18 protein-coding genes are annotated in these 15,063 nt (G+C 54.6%); 11 read left to right on the forward strand and 7 right to left on the reverse strand.

The window, feature by feature from the left end; translation table 11 throughout:
- Positions 1–2: 2 nt before the first annotated feature.
- Positions 3–326 carry a C-type lysozyme inhibitor gene (gene mliC, locus IAE27_RS20540; protein WP_024274269.1) on the reverse strand — a complete coding sequence of 108 codons (324 nt, stop codon included), beginning with the start codon at positions 324–326 and terminating at the stop codon, positions 3–5.
- A 92-nt stretch (positions 327–418) separates the two neighbouring features.
- Positions 419–1,543 carry an anhydro-N-acetylmuramic acid kinase gene (anmK, locus tag IAE27_RS20545; RefSeq protein ID WP_004102661.1) on the reverse strand — a complete coding sequence of 375 codons (1,125 nt, stop codon included), beginning with the start codon at positions 1,541–1,543 and terminating at the stop codon, positions 419–421.
- Positions 1,544–1,812: 269 nt separating this feature from the next.
- Here anmK and slyB point away from each other — a divergent pair, with 269 nt between their 5' ends.
- Positions 1,813–2,280 carry an outer membrane lipoprotein SlyB gene (slyB, locus tag IAE27_RS20550; protein ID WP_004102663.1) on the forward strand — a complete coding sequence of 156 codons (468 nt, stop codon included), beginning with the start codon at positions 1,813–1,815 and terminating at the stop codon, positions 2,278–2,280.
- Positions 2,281–2,509: 229 nt separating this feature from the next.
- The gene (locus IAE27_RS20555; RefSeq protein WP_070555957.1) at positions 2,510–3,862 is read left to right on the forward strand and encodes a GGDEF domain-containing protein; all 1,353 of its coding nucleotides are present in this window, start codon (positions 2,510–2,512) and stop codon (positions 3,860–3,862) included.
- Between the two features lie 41 nt (positions 3,863–3,903).
- On the opposite strand, the gene slyA is transcribed toward IAE27_RS20555, so the two are convergent.
- The gene (gene slyA, locus IAE27_RS20560) at positions 3,904–4,344 is read right to left on the reverse strand and encodes a transcriptional regulator SlyA (RefSeq protein ID WP_016810099.1); all 441 of its coding nucleotides are present in this window, start codon (positions 4,342–4,344) and stop codon (positions 3,904–3,906) included.
- Between the two features lie 171 nt (positions 4,345–4,515).
- Between slyA and IAE27_RS20565 the strand changes: the two genes are divergently transcribed.
- From IAE27_RS20565 to IAE27_RS20575, 3 genes are read left to right on the forward strand one after another with little or no spacing between them, the layout of a single operon-like run.
- Entirely contained in the window at positions 4,516–4,752 is a 237-nt protein-coding gene (locus IAE27_RS20565) for a DUF1656 domain-containing protein (RefSeq protein ID WP_004102668.1), read from the forward strand.
- A gap of 10 nt (positions 4,753–4,762) precedes the next feature.
- Positions 4,763–5,659 carry an HlyD family secretion protein gene (locus tag IAE27_RS20570; protein WP_017145745.1) on the forward strand — a complete coding sequence of 299 codons (897 nt, stop codon included), beginning with the start codon at positions 4,763–4,765 and terminating at the stop codon, positions 5,657–5,659.
- Positions 5,659–7,683 (forward strand): FUSC family protein, encoded by a 2,025-nt coding sequence (locus IAE27_RS20575; protein WP_016810096.1) that lies wholly within the window; start codon positions 5,659–5,661, stop codon positions 7,681–7,683. The genes IAE27_RS20570 and IAE27_RS20575 overlap by 1 nt, the downstream gene beginning before the upstream one ends.
- Here IAE27_RS20575 and sodC read toward each other — a convergent pair.
- The 3 genes from sodC to IAE27_RS20590 are packed head-to-tail and all read right to left on the reverse strand — an operon-like array spanning position 7,676 to position 9,462.
- Positions 7,676–8,197, reverse strand: coding sequence for a superoxide dismutase [Cu-Zn] SodC (gene sodC, locus IAE27_RS20580; RefSeq protein ID WP_004102674.1), 522 nt, complete (start codon positions 8,195–8,197; stop codon positions 7,676–7,678). The two genes, IAE27_RS20575 and sodC, sit on opposite strands and share 8 nt — an antisense overlap.
- A gap of 59 nt (positions 8,198–8,256) precedes the next feature.
- The gene (locus tag IAE27_RS20585) at positions 8,257–9,153 is read right to left on the reverse strand and encodes an aldo/keto reductase (protein ID WP_200092828.1); all 897 of its coding nucleotides are present in this window, start codon (positions 9,151–9,153) and stop codon (positions 8,257–8,259) included.
- 48 nt (positions 9,154–9,201) lie between these two features.
- Positions 9,202–9,462, reverse strand: a complete 261-nt coding sequence (locus IAE27_RS20590) for a DUF1289 domain-containing protein (protein ID WP_153675721.1) — start codon at positions 9,460–9,462, stop codon at positions 9,202–9,204.
- Positions 9,463–9,583: 121 nt separating this feature from the next.
- Here IAE27_RS20590 and IAE27_RS20595 point away from each other — a divergent pair, with 121 nt between their 5' ends.
- The 4 genes from IAE27_RS20595 (at position 9,584) to rnt (ending at position 12,572) form a co-directional block, all read left to right on the forward strand.
- On the forward strand, positions 9,584–10,183 hold the full coding sequence (locus tag IAE27_RS20595) for a TetR/AcrR family transcriptional regulator (protein ID WP_004113447.1): 600 nt from the start codon (positions 9,584–9,586) through the stop codon (positions 10,181–10,183).
- 53 nt (positions 10,184–10,236) lie between these two features.
- Positions 10,237–11,334 carry an alkene reductase gene (locus IAE27_RS20600; protein ID WP_004113448.1) on the forward strand — a complete coding sequence of 366 codons (1,098 nt, stop codon included), beginning with the start codon at positions 10,237–10,239 and terminating at the stop codon, positions 11,332–11,334.
- 79 nt (positions 11,335–11,413) lie between these two features.
- Positions 11,414–11,821, forward strand: a complete 408-nt coding sequence (gene gloA / locus IAE27_RS20605) for a lactoylglutathione lyase (RefSeq protein WP_004102689.1) — start codon at positions 11,414–11,416, stop codon at positions 11,819–11,821.
- A 106-nt stretch (positions 11,822–11,927) separates the two neighbouring features.
- Positions 11,928–12,572: a ribonuclease T gene (gene rnt / locus IAE27_RS20610; RefSeq protein ID WP_004102691.1), complete on the forward strand. Its 645-nt coding sequence runs from the start codon at positions 11,928–11,930 to the stop codon at positions 12,570–12,572.
- A gap of 50 nt (positions 12,573–12,622) precedes the next feature.
- On the opposite strand, the gene grxD is transcribed toward rnt, so the two are convergent.
- Positions 12,623–12,970 carry a monothiol glutaredoxin 4 gene (gene grxD / locus IAE27_RS20615; RefSeq protein WP_004102692.1) on the reverse strand — a complete coding sequence of 116 codons (348 nt, stop codon included), beginning with the start codon at positions 12,968–12,970 and terminating at the stop codon, positions 12,623–12,625.
- A gap of 339 nt (positions 12,971–13,309) precedes the next feature.
- Here grxD and IAE27_RS20620 point away from each other — a divergent pair, with 339 nt between their 5' ends.
- A complete protein-coding gene (locus IAE27_RS20620) occupies positions 13,310–14,164 on the forward strand; it encodes a C40 family peptidase (protein ID WP_016810094.1) in 855 nt (284 codons plus the stop codon).
- A gap of 311 nt (positions 14,165–14,475) precedes the next feature.
- Positions 14,476–15,057 (forward strand): superoxide dismutase [Fe], encoded by a 582-nt coding sequence (gene sodB, locus IAE27_RS20625; protein ID WP_004102696.1) that lies wholly within the window; start codon positions 14,476–14,478, stop codon positions 15,055–15,057.
- Positions 15,058–15,063 lie beyond the last annotated feature (6 nt).

Here is a 15,063-nt window from a genome sequence, read left to right on the forward strand (position 1 = left end):
TCTCAACGTTTGGCGGTTTGCAGCTGACAGTTTTCCAGCACAATACGGTCGCGTTTATAAACGGTGGCGCTATCGCCTTTAGACCAGAAGACGTATACGCCATCGGTATAGCGCGCGCCGGAGGCGGAGAGACCCTGCTGTAAATTTAACTGCTGGTTGTCGTAAATGAAGCTGACCTGCTGGCGAGTATTATTGAGATGGACGGTTAACGGTTTTTGCTCGCACTGGTACTCGAGGGTATCCGTGTTCATCCGCTCAACAAACTGGTTGTAGTAGCTACAGCCTGCGAGCATAAAAGGTACAGCAAGAATAAGTATTTTTTTCATCAGTATGCCTTCGACTTTCCCGGTCCGGGAAGGCATAACGCCCTCCCTCAACGTTGGCCAGTTTACGAAGAAACCGGCGCGGGTGATTTCAGTTAACTCTGATTTTGCTGCGGATTGGCCGGGAAAATAGCGCCCAGTACGGTTGCCTGCGACGCGCCGGTCACGGAAGGGAGATTGCCGGGTAAACCGGCGAGGGTACGCCACGCCAGCCACGCGAAAGCCAGCGCTTCCATATCATCACCGCTAATGCCCGCCTCATCGGTCGTCGACACTTCGGTTCCCGGCAACAGCGCCGCCAGACGCGCCATCAGTAGCGGGTTACGCGCACCGCCGCCGCATACCAGTAGACGCTCGCAGCCTCCGCTTAGCAGCACCTGTTCGCTGATGCTGACGGCGGTCAGTTCGGCCAGGGTCGCCTGGACATCCTGGGCACGAAGCCCCGGATAACGCGCCAGATGCTGCGTGAGCCAGCCGTAGTTAAAGTATTCGCGCCCGGTACTCTTCGGCGCCGGCAGGGCAAACCAGGGATCGCTGAGCATATCCTGCAGCAGCGGCAGCACAATTTTCCCCTCGCTGGCCCACTGCGCGTCTTTATCATAGGGTTTGCCGCACTGGCGCCAGACCCACGCGTCCATCAGCATGTTGCCTGGCCCCGTGTCGTATCCACGTACCGGCTGCCCCGGCGCCAGTAAAGAGAGATTGGCAATACCGCCGATATTGAGAATCATGCGGCGCTCTACCGGATGCGCCAGCAGCGCATGATGGAAAGCCGGAACCAGCGGCGCCCCCTGCCCCCCGAGCGCCATATCGCGGCGGCGAAAGTCTCCGACCACGGTTACGCCGGTGCGCGCGGCAATCTGATTATTGTCGCCTATCTGCATAGTGTGCGGCGCATCACCCGTTGGCTCATGCCAGACCGTTTGCCCATGGCAGCCGATGGCGATGATATCTGCTGCCTGTAGCTTTTCCTGAGCCATTAGCGCCAGAACCGCATCGGCAAACAGCCGCCCCAGCCGCGTATCCAGCCGCCCTAACTGCGAAAGCGTGAGCGGCTGCCCCTGACAGATAGCCAGAATCTGTTCTTTAATCGCAATGGGGATGGGATACGTCAGGCTGGCCTGCTGGGCGACCAGATCTTCATTAATTGCTGCAAGCACAACATCCACACCATCAAGGCTGGTGCCGGACATGACGCCGATAAAGCGGCCTGATTTCATACGCTTTCCTTCATTCCATGACTCTCGTATATCCCCACACTCCACCATAAACGAGGGGGCAATGCTATGCTGCTATAATACTTTTTAACAATACAAGCAGCGCGATGGTACTTAGCGTAAAGAACTTATGTTTAGTTTAGGTTGAGACGACTCTGATTATTATTTTTTGTATAGTCACGGTATCTGCTATGCCAGCAGACGCTTAAATGCCATATAATTGGCTACAAGGAAGTTCAACAGAACGCTTCTTGTGAACAGGAGATTCATAAATGATTTTACGTGTTTTGGCTGTCTCGATGATTGGTTTTACGCTTGCAGGTTGCGTCAGCAACAGCGGCCTGTCCGGCGATGTTTACTCCGCATCCGAAGCCAAACAGGTCCAAAGTGTGACCTACGGCACCATTGTGCATACCCGCGCGGTTCAGATTCAGGGCGGAGATGAAAGCAATGCTATCGGCGCCATTGGCGGCGCGGTGCTCGGTGGTTTCCTGGGTAACACCATCGGCGGCGGCACGGGTCGCTCTCTGGCAACCGCAGCAGGCGCTGTCGCGGGCGGCGTAGCCGGTCAGGGCGTCCAGGGCGCAATGAACAAAACCCAGGGCGTTGAGCTGGAAATTCGCAAAGATGATGGCAACACCATCATGGTGGTACAGAAACAAGGCAGCACGCCGTTCTCCGTCGGACAACGCGTGGCTATCGCCGGCAGCGGCAGCCAGGTTACCGTATCCCCGCGCTAAATCTTTTCCCTGCGGCCCTTGCGGGCCGCTCATTTATATAAAATACGTATCATTTATCATAATAAATAAACACTACAAATATATTTATATTTTTCCGCCTCCCATCCACAACTTGCGCCTGCTCAATATTCTCCCCTCCGCTATCAAGTAATCTGCATCCTGTATTACGCAAAACATTTACGACAGTGACGTCGTTTTACCTTTGCCCTTTTATTCAGGGATGTTGACTATGTTTATTAATCTCAAACGCTTGCCTGACAGGCTATTTCTTTACGCTGTCGTATGCGGTTTTTCTATTGCTACGATTAATTTCGTTACCGGCTCATTAATTCATCGTATCTCTACAACTTCATCAATGCTGTTTCCTGTATTGACTATTTCACTGATGGGTTTCCATATTATGATTGCCTGTTTTATGGGCATGAAATATCTGTGCGATAAAAAGCAGCTTTACCTGGCGCCAATAGCCTTCGCTTTTGCCTGTTCGGCCCTGTTGATGCTCGGGACCATAGGCAGCTACCCGGACTGGCTGGTATGTGCCCAGGGTCGCGTCATCAACCAGAATGACGCGCTAATTTTTTATTTTTTCCGCAACGTCATGATGGCCGTTTTATTTATAACTTCGATCGTTTTATATCGGCTTCGCCACCGTACCACTCATTCAGGAAAAATTCACGGTCTGGTACTGCTGGGTTGTTTTATTTTGATCGCCGCAACGCTCATATTGTCGTGGATTCATTCCAGCAACTCACCATTACTGAGCATTGAATTCATTGATAATCTGACCTATACCTTTACGCCGTTATGGCATAACCGGGTTGGCTGGGTATTAATTGGTACATGGTCATTTACGCTGATTTTACTTATTAGCCTGACCCGGCTACGCAATATATTCTGGTACAGCGGCGCCTTTTTTTGTACCGCCTATATATTTACGCTGCTGGTTCTGCTCTCCACGGTCAACGGTAACGCTCATTCCTGGAACCAGGCGCGGCTCTTTGAAACGCTGAGCACTCTGTTTTTGATTTTAGTTCTGCTTGTGGATGTTTTTATCCTCTACCGGGAGTCAAACGAAAGGTACGTTCGCTCGTACCAGAATTCTATTCGCGATCCCCTGACCCGGCTGTATAACCGCAGCTATTTCTACGACACCCTGAATCAACGATTAACAAAAGTCTCTGCATCACAGCCGCTATCGGTCATTGTCTGCGATCTTGACCGCTTTAAGCGCATCAACGACACGTACGGCCACGTGCAGGGAGATAAGGTCATTCAGTTTGCTGCCAGCGTGTTGCAGAATAACGTGCGCCAGGAGGACATTGCCGCGCGTATCGGCGGGGAAGAGTTTGCCCTGCTGCTGGTCAACATCGGCGCCAACGAAGCGCTGGCCATTGCCGAACGCATCCGCCTGTCCGTCAGTGAACAGCATGAAGGTTTACCGGAAAGAATGACCATCAGTATGGGCGTTTTCACCACTCAGGATGCGCATGTTGCGGCGGAGGAGTGCGTCAAGCGCGCTGATACCGCCATGTACGAAGCGAAAAACACCGGGCGTAATCGCGTAGTCGTCTGGCAGGCGTAAATAAAAAAGAGGCCTTGAGAAGATTCAAGGCCTCGTTAAGGTCAATCTTTTGCCTGGAGATCGAGGATGTTGTGTTCAAGTTTACGAATCAAGTTGAGCAGCGTTTCCACCTCTTCTTTAGAAACGCCGGCCAGAATCTCATCACGCGTTTTGCCGATAACCTCTTCCATTTCGTTGATCAGGGGTTCGGCTTTTTCGGTAAGCTTGATACGTTTTGCCCGCCGATCGTTTGCACAGGTCTGGCGAGAAATAAGCCCCTTCTCCTCCAGCTGGTCGAGCGTGCGAACCAGCGAAGGCTGCTCAATACCAATGGCTTTCGCCAGCTGAATCTGCGACTGTTCAGGCGGCAGCTGGTGAATGTTATGCAGCGTGACCCAGTGCGTCTGCGTTAACTCCAGAGGTTTCAGGCGATGGTCGATTAGCGCGCGCCAGACGCGTACCAAACGTGCCAGATCAGAACCAAGTGGCGATTCCAATTTCATCTCCTTATAATTAGCTTGCTAAGTTATTATACTGATTTTAGAATAGTGTGCAGCATTTAAATTACCAAAACAAATGAATTACCTGATTCACTAAAATCAGAACAATGATTTACAATGTGAATAATCGCATAACCTGAACATTCATCCTGAAACGGCAAAGGATTTTTGCTTGTGAAACTGAGTCTTAACACTACCGGATTGCCGCTCCAGGACCTGGTGTTCGGCGCTTCGGTCTATTTTCCTCCTGTCTTTAAAGCCGTTCTGCTGGGCTTCTTTATCTGGTTGGTCGTTCATCGTCAGCTGCGGGACTGGATGTACGCAGGTGAAATCTGGCACCCCCTGCTTATGGATCTCTCCTTCTTTGCGCTCTCCGTTTGTCTGGCGCTGGTTTTACTGACTATCTGGTAATGTTCATTACATGAAGAAACTAAAATATTTATCCACGCTGCTGGTCGCCGCGCTGGCCATTATTGCCGCCTGGCTGGTCTGGAATTACTACACGCAGTCCCCGTGGACCCGCGACGGGAAAGTCCGGGCCGAGCAGGTAGGCGTCACGCCGCAGGTGTCCGGGAGCATCCTGCAGCTCAACGTACGCGATAACCAGCTGGTTAAGGCCGGTGAAGTGCTGTTCAGAATTGATGATACGCCTTATAAAATTGCGCTGCTCAACGCCCAGGCCCAGCTCGACAAGGCTCGAGCTGAAGTTGCCCGCGCGCAGGCTGAACAGAAAAAAGCCGCCAGCGATGCCGCTCGCCGACGCCATCTCTCCGAGAATTTCATCTCCGCAGAAGATTTAGAAAACGCCAATACTGCGCTTAATACCGCTAATACCAACCTGGCAGCGGCTAAGGCCGTTGTGGGAGCCGCCCTGGCCACCCTCGATCATGCCCAATGGCAGCTCGCGCAGACCGAAATCAAGGCTCCGGTTGACGGCTGGGTAACGAACCTTTCGACCCGCATTGGCGACTACGCAACCGTAGGCCATCCGCTTTTTGCCCTCGTCGACAGCCACTCCTTTTACGTGATCGGTTATTTTGAAGAAACGAAACTGCGTAATATCCGTCCCGGCGATAGCGCGCAGATCGTCCTCTATAGCAGCAAACAAAAGTTACAGGGTCACGTAGGCAGTATCGGACGCGCTATTGTCGATCAGAGCGTAGAGAGCGGAAGTGGTCTGGTAGCGAATATTAAACCGAATATTCCCTGGGTACGCCTTGCCCAGCGCGTGCCGGTGCGCATTGAGTTTGACCATCTGCCGCCGGATATCACGTTGGTCTCCGGTACCACCTGCACCGTTGCCATTGGCCCACAGTAATGAAGCTACAGGCCCTGACGTGGCGCTCTCTTCCCTGGATTAAGGCCAGCCGTCCGCAGTGGCGCTATGCCCTGCGTAACGGGATTGCCATGTGCCTGGCGCTGAGCGTCGCCTACTGGCTGAATCTTGACGAACCCTACTGGGCGATGACTTCCGCCGCGGTAGTCAGCTTTCCCACCGTCGGCGGCGTGATCAGCAAAAGCTTTGGCCGTATTGCCGGCAGCCTGCTCGGCGCCTGCGCAGCGCTGCTGCTGGCCGGCCATACGCTCAACGATCCGTGGCTATTTCTTTTTAGTATTTCGGCGTGGATAGCCCTCTGTACCTGGGCCTGCGCGATGTTCACCAATAACGTCGCCTATGCATTCCAGCTTGCGGGCTACACCTGCGCGATTATCGCTTTCCCGGTTATCAATATTACCGATGCTAACGAACTGTGGACTATCGCCCAGTCGCGCGTCTGCGAGGTTATCGTCGGTATATTGTGCGGCGGGCTAATGATGATGATTTTACCGAGTACCTCCGACGGCACCACGCTACTGAGCGCGCTAAAAAATATGCATGCCCGCCTGCTGGAACACGCCAGTCTGCTGTGGGTCCCGGAAACAACCGATGCTATCCGGGCCGCGCACGAGAGCGTGATTGGGCAAATCCTGACCATGAATCTGCTGCGCATTCAGGCCTTCTGGAGCCACTATCGCTTTCGCCGGCAAAATCCGCTGCTCAACTACCTGCTACATCAGCAGCTACGAATGACCAGCGTCATTTCGAGCCTGCGGCGGATGCTGCTTAACTGGCCCGCCGCGCCCGCTCGTACTCGCGAGATTCTGGAGTCTTTGCTCAGCGAGTTAGCGCTTTCAAACGCCGATGCTTACAGCGTTGCCCGCATTATCGCGCCGCTTGCGCCGCCCGCCGATGCCGACTACCGACACATCGCCTTCTGGAAGCGCCTGCGCTATTTTTGTCGCCTGTATCTGGAGAGCAGCCGCTGGCTCAGGCGCATCGAAAACGCCACCGCGATCACCGAATTCAACGTACCTTCCGCACCCGCGCTGGCCCGCCATACCGATCAGGCCGAAGCTCTCTGGAACGGGGTTCGCGCTTTTTGCGCGCTGGTGATGGTCGGCGCATGGGGTATAAGCACCCAGTGGCAGGCCTGCGCTGCAGCGCTTACCCTGGCGGCTATCTGCTGCGTGCTCTATTCGGTTTCACCCTCACCGTTTAAATCATTAACGCTTTTAATGCGTACCCTGATCCTGCTTTCGCTCTTTAGCTTTGTCGTGAAATTTGGCCTGATGGTGCAGATAACCGATTTATGGCAGTTTTTGCTATTTCTGTTTCCCCTGCTGACCACCATGCAGTTGCTCAAACAGCAGATGCCAAAGCTCGCCGGACTTTGGGGGCAGTTGATCGTTTTTATGGGCTCATTTATTTCGGTCACCAACCCGCCGGTGTACGACTACGCTTCGTTTCTTAATGATAATCTGGGAAAAATCATTGGGGTAGGACTTGCCTGGCTGGCTTTCGCCATTATCAGTCCAGGTTCAGACGCGCGTAAAAGCCGTCGGCACATCCGTGCGTTACGGCGTCACTTTGTCGACCAATTGAGCCGTCGTCCGCAGCATAGTGAACATGAATTTGAGTCGCTGGTTTATCATCACATTAGCCAGCTTAGCAACAGTCAGGATGCGCTGGCGCGCCGCTGGCTGCTGCGCTGGGGCGTCGTGTTACTCAATTGTTCCCACGTGGTGTGGCAACTACGCGACTGGGAAACGCGCTCCGACCCGCTCTCGCAGGTGCGCGATCTGTGCATTAGCCTGCTGCGTGACGTGATGAGCGAGCGCGGCGTTCAGCAGCGCCCTCTCGCTTCAACGCTGCAGGAACTGCAGCGCATCTGCGACGCGCTTAATCGCCACCACCAGCCCGCCGCCAGAGAGCTGGCGGCGGTTATCTGGCGACTCTGGTGCGCCCTGTCTCAGCTGGAACAGGCGCCGATCGCAGGAACGTTGACGGAAAGGACTACTTGATGACGCCGCAGGCGAAGCGCTCGCCGCCACCGCCGAGAGGCTGCGGGCTGTCGGACATATTATCGCCCCCCACGTGAATCATCAGCGCCTTGCCTTTCACTTCATCGAGGGTTTTTAAACGCGGCGCGACCACCGGCTGGGTGGCTTTTCCGTCGTTATTAACCACCAGGAACGGCAGATCGCCGAGATGACCGGCGCCGTCAGGACCTTCATGCTTTCCGGTGTTTTGCGGATCGTAATGTCCGCCGGCTGCGCCAGCGGCGACGGCTTTACCTTCTTTGATGGCCGGCTGGCAGCTACCGTTGGCGTGAATATGGAAGCCGTGCTCGCCGGGAGGCAGCGCTTTCAGGTCCGGAGTAAACTCGAGACCTTTCGCGGTTTCACTAATTTTCACGCTACCGATGGCCTGACCAACGCTCTGGCTGGTCACAAGATTGATATCGACGCTTTCGCTGGCCGCCTGCGCGCCCGCACAGGCGGCCAGGGTAAGTATGGCGAGAATACATCGTTGCATAACACCTCCTCAATGGCTCTATCACTATTCAGTGTAGGCCATTGCTGAGGTGTCGGTGTTTACGGAACGTCGTAGCCTAAGGCCGCTTTGCGAATGCGGAACCACTGCTGACGGCTCATATTTAGCTTTTCAGCGACAACCGCCGAGCGCACGCGCTCAATTTTTCCTGAACCGATAATTGGCAGCGGCTGCGACGGCAGACGCAGGATCCAGGCATACACCACCTGCTCAATGCTTTCCGCATTGAGCTCCTGAGCGACGCGGGCCAGCTCAACGCGCAGCGGCTGGAAGCTTTCGTCGTTAAACAAACGGCCGCCGCCGAGGCAGGACCAGGCCATCGGTCGGATGCGCAGCTGCTGAAGCTGATCGAGCGTACCGTCAAGCAGCAGCGGCTGGTGAACCGGGGAAATTTCCACCTGATTAGTCGCCAGGGTAAACGGCAGGCGCGACTGCAGCAGGGTAAACTGGGCGGGGGTAAAGTTCGACACGCCGAAGTGGCGAACCTTGCCGCTATGATGTAAAGCCAGGAAGGCCTCAGCCACTTCGTCAGCATCCATCAGCGGGTCCGGGCGATGAATCAGCAGCAGGTCCAGATGGTCGGTCGCCAGATTACCCAGCGACTGCTCCGCGCTCAGCACAATATGGTCGCGGTCGGTAATATAGTGGCCGATGGTATTTTCTGCCCGCGCTTTCGTGGCAATTCCGCATTTGGTGACGATCTCCATCCGGTTGCGCAGATGGGGCGCCAGCTTTAACGCTTCGCCAAACGCCGCCTCACAGCGATAGTCGCCGTAAATGTCGGCATGATCGATGGTGGTGATGCCCAGATCCAGGTGTTGCTCCACAAAGCCCACCAGCGCCTGAGCGGACATATTCCAGTCCATCAGACGCCAGTAGCCCATCACGAAACGAGAGAATTCCGGCCCCTGGGGAGCCATAGCAATACGCTGAACCATAACAGCTTCCTCAATAAAAAAGTGTCCTGAGTATACGCAATTTTTTGCTTAAAACAGTGAGGGTTGCTGCGGTTCTTCCGCACTATCCTGCTTAGCTGCGCGTAATTTACGCAGCAGCCGCTGGCGACACAGACGCAGAACATCCTGCTTTTGCGCATCGCTCATTTTCTGCCAGTTGAAACGCTCATCGCGGCTACGCATGCACCCCCGGCAGTAGCCGCGTTCATCAGACTGACAAATCCCCCGGCAGGGACTCTGTACCGGGAAGAACTCCAGTTGTTCAGCCACTTCGCCTCTCCAGCCGCTCATCTCTGTCTTTATTGAAGACGTTTCATCCGCCGTACGCAAATTTTGTTCGTCGCCCTCTGCGCCAGGCAGCATTTTTAATTATGGCTTGCATTAGACCAATCGGTCTATTACAGTGAGCGCCATGAACAAACACAGTGAATGCAATACCCGCGAACATATCCTGGCCACCGGCGAGCAGCTTTGTATGCATCGGGGTTTTACCGGTATGGGGCTGAGTGAACTGCTAAAAACAGCGGAAGTGCCGAAAGGTTCTTTCTATCACTATTTTCGCTCTAAAGAAGCCTTTGGCGTAGCGCTGCTCGACCATCACTACGCCGGATATCTTCAGCGCCTGGTTGAGCATTTTGCCCACGGCGAGGGAAACTATCGCGACCGCCTTTTGGCCTATTATCAGCATACGCTGACCCAGTTTTGCCAGCAGGGCATCATTAGCGGCTGCCTGACGGTGAAGCTGTCGGCAGAGGTCTGCGATCTGTCGGAAGATATGCGCACCGCGATGGATAAAGGGGCCAGTCAGATCATTACCCTGCTGGGCGATGCGCTGGAGCAAGGTCGTCAGGAAGGTAGCCTGACCTTTGATGGTGACGCATTAACGCTCTCACAGGTGCTTTACTCTCTGTGGCTGGGGGCGAATCTGCAGGCCAAGATTACGCACAGCGCAACGCCGCTGGAAAGCGCCCTGGCCCACGCTAAAAAAATTATTGCTGCGCCTGCCCTATAACAGGCGTTTTTATTTAACCCGTTTCAAGACGACCGGTCTACTCAGGAGTCATTATGTCAGAATCAAAGTTGTTTACCCCGTTGAAAGTAGGTGCGGTAACCGTGCCGAATCGCGTGTTTATGGCTCCGCTAACGCGTCTGCGCAGTATTGAGCCGGGGGATATTCCCACCCCGCTGATGGGCGAATACTACCGCCAGCGCGCCAGCTCCGGCCTGATTATTTCCGAAGCGACCCAGATTTCCGCTCAGGCTAAAGGCTACGCGGGTGCGCCAGGGCTGCACAGTCCGGAACAGATTGCCGCATGGAAAAAGATCACCGCCGGCGTCCACGCTGAAAACGGGCGTATTGCCGTCCAGCTGTGGCATACCGGGCGTATTTCGCACAGCAGCATCCAGCCCGGCGGCGCCGCCCCGGTTGCGCCATCGGCCATCAGCGCGGGCACCCGGACTTCGCTGCGCGACGAAAACGGCCATGCCATTCGCGTTGACACCTCAATGCCGCGCGCGCTCGAAACCCACGAGATCCCAGGGATCGTTGATGATTTCCGTCAGGCGGTAGGTAACGCCCGCGATGCCGGATTCGATCTTGTCGAACTGCACTCCGCCCACGGTTACCTGCTGCACCAGTTCCTTTCCCCTTCTGCCAACCATCGTACTGACCAGTACGGCGGCAGCGTGGAAAATCGCGCTCGCCTGGTGCTGGAAGTGGTTGATGCGGTGAGTAAAGAGTGGAGCGCCGACCGTATCGGTATTCGCGTCTCGCCCATCGGCAGTTTCCAGAACGTCGATAATGGCCCGAATGAAGAAGCCGATGCGCTCTATCTGATCGAAGAGCTGGCGAAACGCGGTATTGCCTACCTGCACATGTCCGAACCGGACTGGGCTGGCGGCCAACCGTACAGCGATGAGTTCCGCCAGAAAGTGCGCGACCGTTTCCCGGGCGCTATTATCGGCGCGGGCGCCTACACGGTTGAAAAGGCCAACGATCTGATCGGTAAAGGGCTGATCGATGCCGTGGCCTTTGGTCGCGACTACATTGCTAACCCGGACCTGGTGGCGCGCCTGCAGAAAAAGGCCGCTCTGAACCCACAGCGGCCGGAAAGCTTCTACGGCGGCGGCGCGGAAGGTTATACCGATTACCCTACCCTGTAATCCCTCCATTGATAGCGGCGGGTTATCGCCGCTATACTCAACGCTCTGATGTATCAAAATAAACTGCATAGGGGACATTATGCGCTTACTTCACACCATGCTGCGCGTTGGCGACCTGCAACGTTCTATTGAGTTTTACACCAACGTGCTGGGCATGAAACTGCTGCGCACCAGCGAAAACACTGAATATAAATACTCGCTGGCATTCGTGGGTTACGGCGAAGAAAGCGATACCGCCGTGATTGAGCTGACCTACAACTGGGGCGTGGATAAGTACGATCTCGGTAACGCGTATGGTCATATTGCGCTGAGCGTTGAAAACGCGGCGGAAGCCTGCGAACGTATTCGTCAGAACGGCGGCAACGTGACCCGTGAAGCCGGCCCGGTTAAAGGCGGTACGACGGTCATCGCCTTCGTCGAAGATCCGGATGGTTATAAAATCGAGCTGATTGAAGAGAAAGACGCCGGAAAAGGCCTCGGCAACTAATCTGCTGCGGGCGCCCGCGGTGCCCGCTGTTTTATCCCCTTCCTGCTGCAAGCCGCGGCAAAATTTGCCATAATGCGCGCTACTTTTTTCCAGCTAAGAGAATCTGATGTCCGAGAACGCTCAACTGAATGGTCTGTGCGACCGTTTTCGCGGTTTTTATCCAGTGGTAATTGATGTTGAGACCGCCGGATTTAATGCCAAAACCGACGCCCTGCTGGAGATCGCCGCTATTACGCTGAAAATGGACGAAGAAGGCTGGCTCATGCCGGACGAAACGCTGCATTTTCATGTTGAACCTTTTGAGGGCGCAAACCTGCAGCCCGAAGCTCTGGCTTTTAACGGTATTAACCCCAACGATCCCGAGCGCGGCGCGGTGAGCGAATACGATGCGCTGCACGCGATTTTTAAAATGATCCGCAAGGGCATGAAAGAGAGCGACTGCAGCCGCGCTATTATGGTCGCGCATAACGCCACATTCGACCATAGCTTTACCATGGCGGCGGCAGAACGTGCGGGGCTGAAACGTAATCCATTCCATCCGTTCGTCACCTTCGATACCGCGGCCCTGAGCGGTCTTGCGCTTGGCCAAACGGTATTGTCGAAAGCCTGTATCGCCGCCGGAATGGCATTTGACGGGACTCAGGCCCACTCTGCGCTTTACGATACCGAACAAACGGCGCAGCTATTCTGCGAAATCGTCAACCGCTGGAAGCGTCTTGGCGGCTGGCCCTTACCCGTGGCCGAAGAATAAATGAAAAAAAAGCGACTTCACGGGAAGTCGCTTTTTTATTTAAAGCAAAATTACTCTGCTTTCGGCTCGTCAGTTTTGTACTTAGCGGCCGTTTCTTTGATCAGCTGCTGCAGTTCGCCGCGCTGATACATTTCAATCACGATGTCACAGCCGCCGACCAGCTCACCGTCTACCCACAGCTGCGGGAAGGTTGGCCAGTTAGCGTATTTAGGCAGCTCCGCGCGGATGTCCGGGTTTTGCAGGATATCGACGTAGGCAAAACGTTCGCCACAGGCAGAGAGCGCCTGAACGGCCTGAGCGGAGAAACCGCAGCTTGGCAGCTTCGGAGACCCTTTCATATACAGCAGGATCGGGTTTTCAGCGATTTGACGTTGGATTTTTTCTAAAGTCGTGCTCATTGTCGTGCTTCCTTAAACTTCTCTACGGCAGTAATTTGTCATTGTAGCGCCCTGAACGCAGGACCGATAATAACATTTTTTTCACTTGCCACATTTTATCTTCTGTAGGCAAAAGTTGCCTCAAAAATATCATTTTATTGCTATACGCAGCAACGCATTGCGCGTTTTTCATGCGGCGAGCCCGCCGGGAGACGCATTTTTTTGCAAATGTTAACCAAACGAGACTTTAGATACAAAAGAGTATTAACTTTCCACGATTTTATGCTTTAGAATCGATGCGTTTTGTCATTCATCGTCAGGCATAGGTATATGTCTGTAATTTAATCAGGGGATTGCTCAGTGGCGCGTCTTAACAAAATCGCGATTTCGCTCTGTGCATTACTTTTCACATCTATTTCACTTACGCCGCTGGCGCATGCCTCCGGGCATACGCACGCTTCGGCCACGCCCAAAGCGCATCCGGCTAAAGGCACTACCGCAGAGCGTAAGAAAAAAGCAGCCAGTTCCAAAAGCAAAACCACCGCCAAAACCTCCAGCAAAAAAACACCGACCGCCAGCCGCAGCAAAACAACCGCTTCACGCCAGACCGCCAGCGCCACCAAAAAATGCGTCCTGCGCAAGGGCTACAAAAAGCTGTGCGCCAGCTCGACAAGGTCGATTGCGGAAAGCAAGCTGGCCGCGGCGAGCCTGCAGAAAAAGTGCGTGGTGCGTAAAGGCTATAAAACCCGCTGCAAACCCATTGCCGACGAGCCGCAGCTGACTATCGCCGATGCGCATAAAGCGCGGGTACAAAAAGCGCAAAGCACCGCGATGTCAAAGTTGATGGATCAGATTGGCAAACCTTATCGCTGGGGCGGGACCTCTCCGCGCACCGGATTTGATTGCAGTGGTCTGGTCTATTACGCCTATAAAGACCTGGTTAAAATTCATATTCCGCGCACTGCCAATGAGATGTATCACCTGCGCGACGCTCGTCCAGTGGATCGCGGCGAGCTGCAAAGCGGGGATCTCGTCTTCTTCCGCACCCGCGGGCGCGGGACGGCAGATCACGTCGGGGTATACGTCGGCAACGGCAAGTTTATCCAGTCTCCGCGCACCGGTCGCGATATACAGATTACCTCTTTAAGCGACGATTACTGGGTACGCCACTACGTCGGCGCGCGTCGCGTTATGACGCCGAAAACCATTCGCTAAATGTGCCTTGTCGCTGCGGCGACAGGGTAACTCTCTCTTTTGCCACATCTTTTAATTTGCTACTATTACCTTGCGCAATACAGGGTTATTGCGCGCACCAGACCCAGAATAATTGCAGCAGCATCACAGAACGCCCTGCCGTTTTGAACCGCGCTTGCGCAGGCCCCAAAGGGGCGAGGCATAAGTCGAGTCTTGCGGCAGCTCAGCGCATCCCGGGAGCGAACAACAGTACATGACCGGGGTAAGTGCAGGTAGTCAACACAGATGCCGCTGGGATTATGAAGGGTATAACGATAAAAAGGAGAGTAGCAATGTCGTTCGAATTACCTGCATTACCATATGCAAAAGACGCCCTGGCGCCGCACATTTCAGCGGAAACCCTGGAATACCACTACGGTAAGCACCACCAGGCCTATGTGACTAACCTTAACAACCTGATCAAAGGCACCGCGTTTGAAGGCAAAACCCTGGAAGAGATCGTGCGTTCTTCCGATGGCGGCGTCTTTAACAACGCCGCGCAGGTCTGGAACCACACCTTCTACTGGAACTGCCTGGCGCCAAACGCCGGTGGCGAACCGGAAGGCGAACTGGCGGCGGCTATCGCTAAATCTTTCGGCAGCTTCGCGGATTTCAAGGCCAAATTCACCGACGCGGCGGCAAAAAATTTCGGCGCAGGCTGGACCTGGCTGGTGAAAAATGCCGACGGTAGCCTGGCCATCGTCTCTACCAGCAACGCCGGTACGCCGCTGACCAGCGACGCCACCCCGCTGCTGACCGTGGATGTCTGGGAACATGCGTATTACATCGACTACCGTAACGCCCGTCCGAACTATCTGGAACACTTCTGGGCGCTGGTAAACTGGAAGTTTGTTGCCGCTAATCTGGCAGCATAAAAGCCA

It is taken from the genome of Klebsiella sp. S69, from assembly GCF_016516145.1.
Lineage (GTDB): Bacteria > Pseudomonadota > Gammaproteobacteria > Enterobacterales > Enterobacteriaceae > Klebsiella > Klebsiella oxytoca.

Bases quoted from the DNA above. Each gene is read 5' to 3' on its own strand.
- mliC (WP_024274269.1), bottom strand. From the start codon at position 326: ATGAAAAAAATACTTATTCTTGCTGTACCTTTTATGCTCGCAGGCTGT.
- anmK (WP_004102661.1), bottom strand. From the start codon at position 1,543: ATGAAATCAGGCCGCTTTATCGGCGTCATGTCCGGCACCAGCCTTGAT.
- slyB (WP_004102663.1), top strand. From the start codon at position 1,813: ATGATTTTACGTGTTTTGGCTGTCTCGATGATTGGTTTTACGCTTGCA.
- IAE27_RS20555 (WP_070555957.1), top strand. From the start codon at position 2,510: ATGTTTATTAATCTCAAACGCTTGCCTGACAGGCTATTTCTTTACGCT.
- slyA (WP_016810099.1), bottom strand. From the start codon at position 4,344: ATGAAATTGGAATCGCCACTTGGTTCTGATCTGGCACGTTTGGTACGC.
- IAE27_RS20570 (WP_017145745.1), top strand. From the start codon at position 4,763: ATGAAGAAACTAAAATATTTATCCACGCTGCTGGTCGCCGCGCTGGCC.
- IAE27_RS20575 (WP_016810096.1), top strand. From the start codon at position 5,659: ATGAAGCTACAGGCCCTGACGTGGCGCTCTCTTCCCTGGATTAAGGCC.
- sodC (WP_004102674.1), bottom strand. From the start codon at position 8,197: ATGCAACGATGTATTCTCGCCATACTTACCCTGGCCGCCTGTGCGGGC.
- IAE27_RS20585 (WP_200092828.1), bottom strand. From the start codon at position 9,153: ATGGTTCAGCGTATTGCTATGGCTCCCCAGGGGCCGGAATTCTCTCGT.
- IAE27_RS20590 (WP_153675721.1), bottom strand. From the start codon at position 9,462: ATGAGCGGCTGGAGAGGCGAAGTGGCTGAACAACTGGAGTTCTTCCCG.
- IAE27_RS20595 (WP_004113447.1), top strand. From the start codon at position 9,584: ATGAACAAACACAGTGAATGCAATACCCGCGAACATATCCTGGCCACC.
- IAE27_RS20600 (WP_004113448.1), top strand. From the start codon at position 10,237: ATGTCAGAATCAAAGTTGTTTACCCCGTTGAAAGTAGGTGCGGTAACC.
- gloA (WP_004102689.1), top strand. From the start codon at position 11,414: ATGCGCTTACTTCACACCATGCTGCGCGTTGGCGACCTGCAACGTTCT.
- rnt (WP_004102691.1), top strand. From the start codon at position 11,928: ATGTCCGAGAACGCTCAACTGAATGGTCTGTGCGACCGTTTTCGCGGT.
- grxD (WP_004102692.1), bottom strand. From the start codon at position 12,970: ATGAGCACGACTTTAGAAAAAATCCAACGTCAAATCGCTGAAAACCCG.
- sodB (WP_004102696.1), top strand. From the start codon at position 14,476: ATGTCGTTCGAATTACCTGCATTACCATATGCAAAAGACGCCCTGGCG.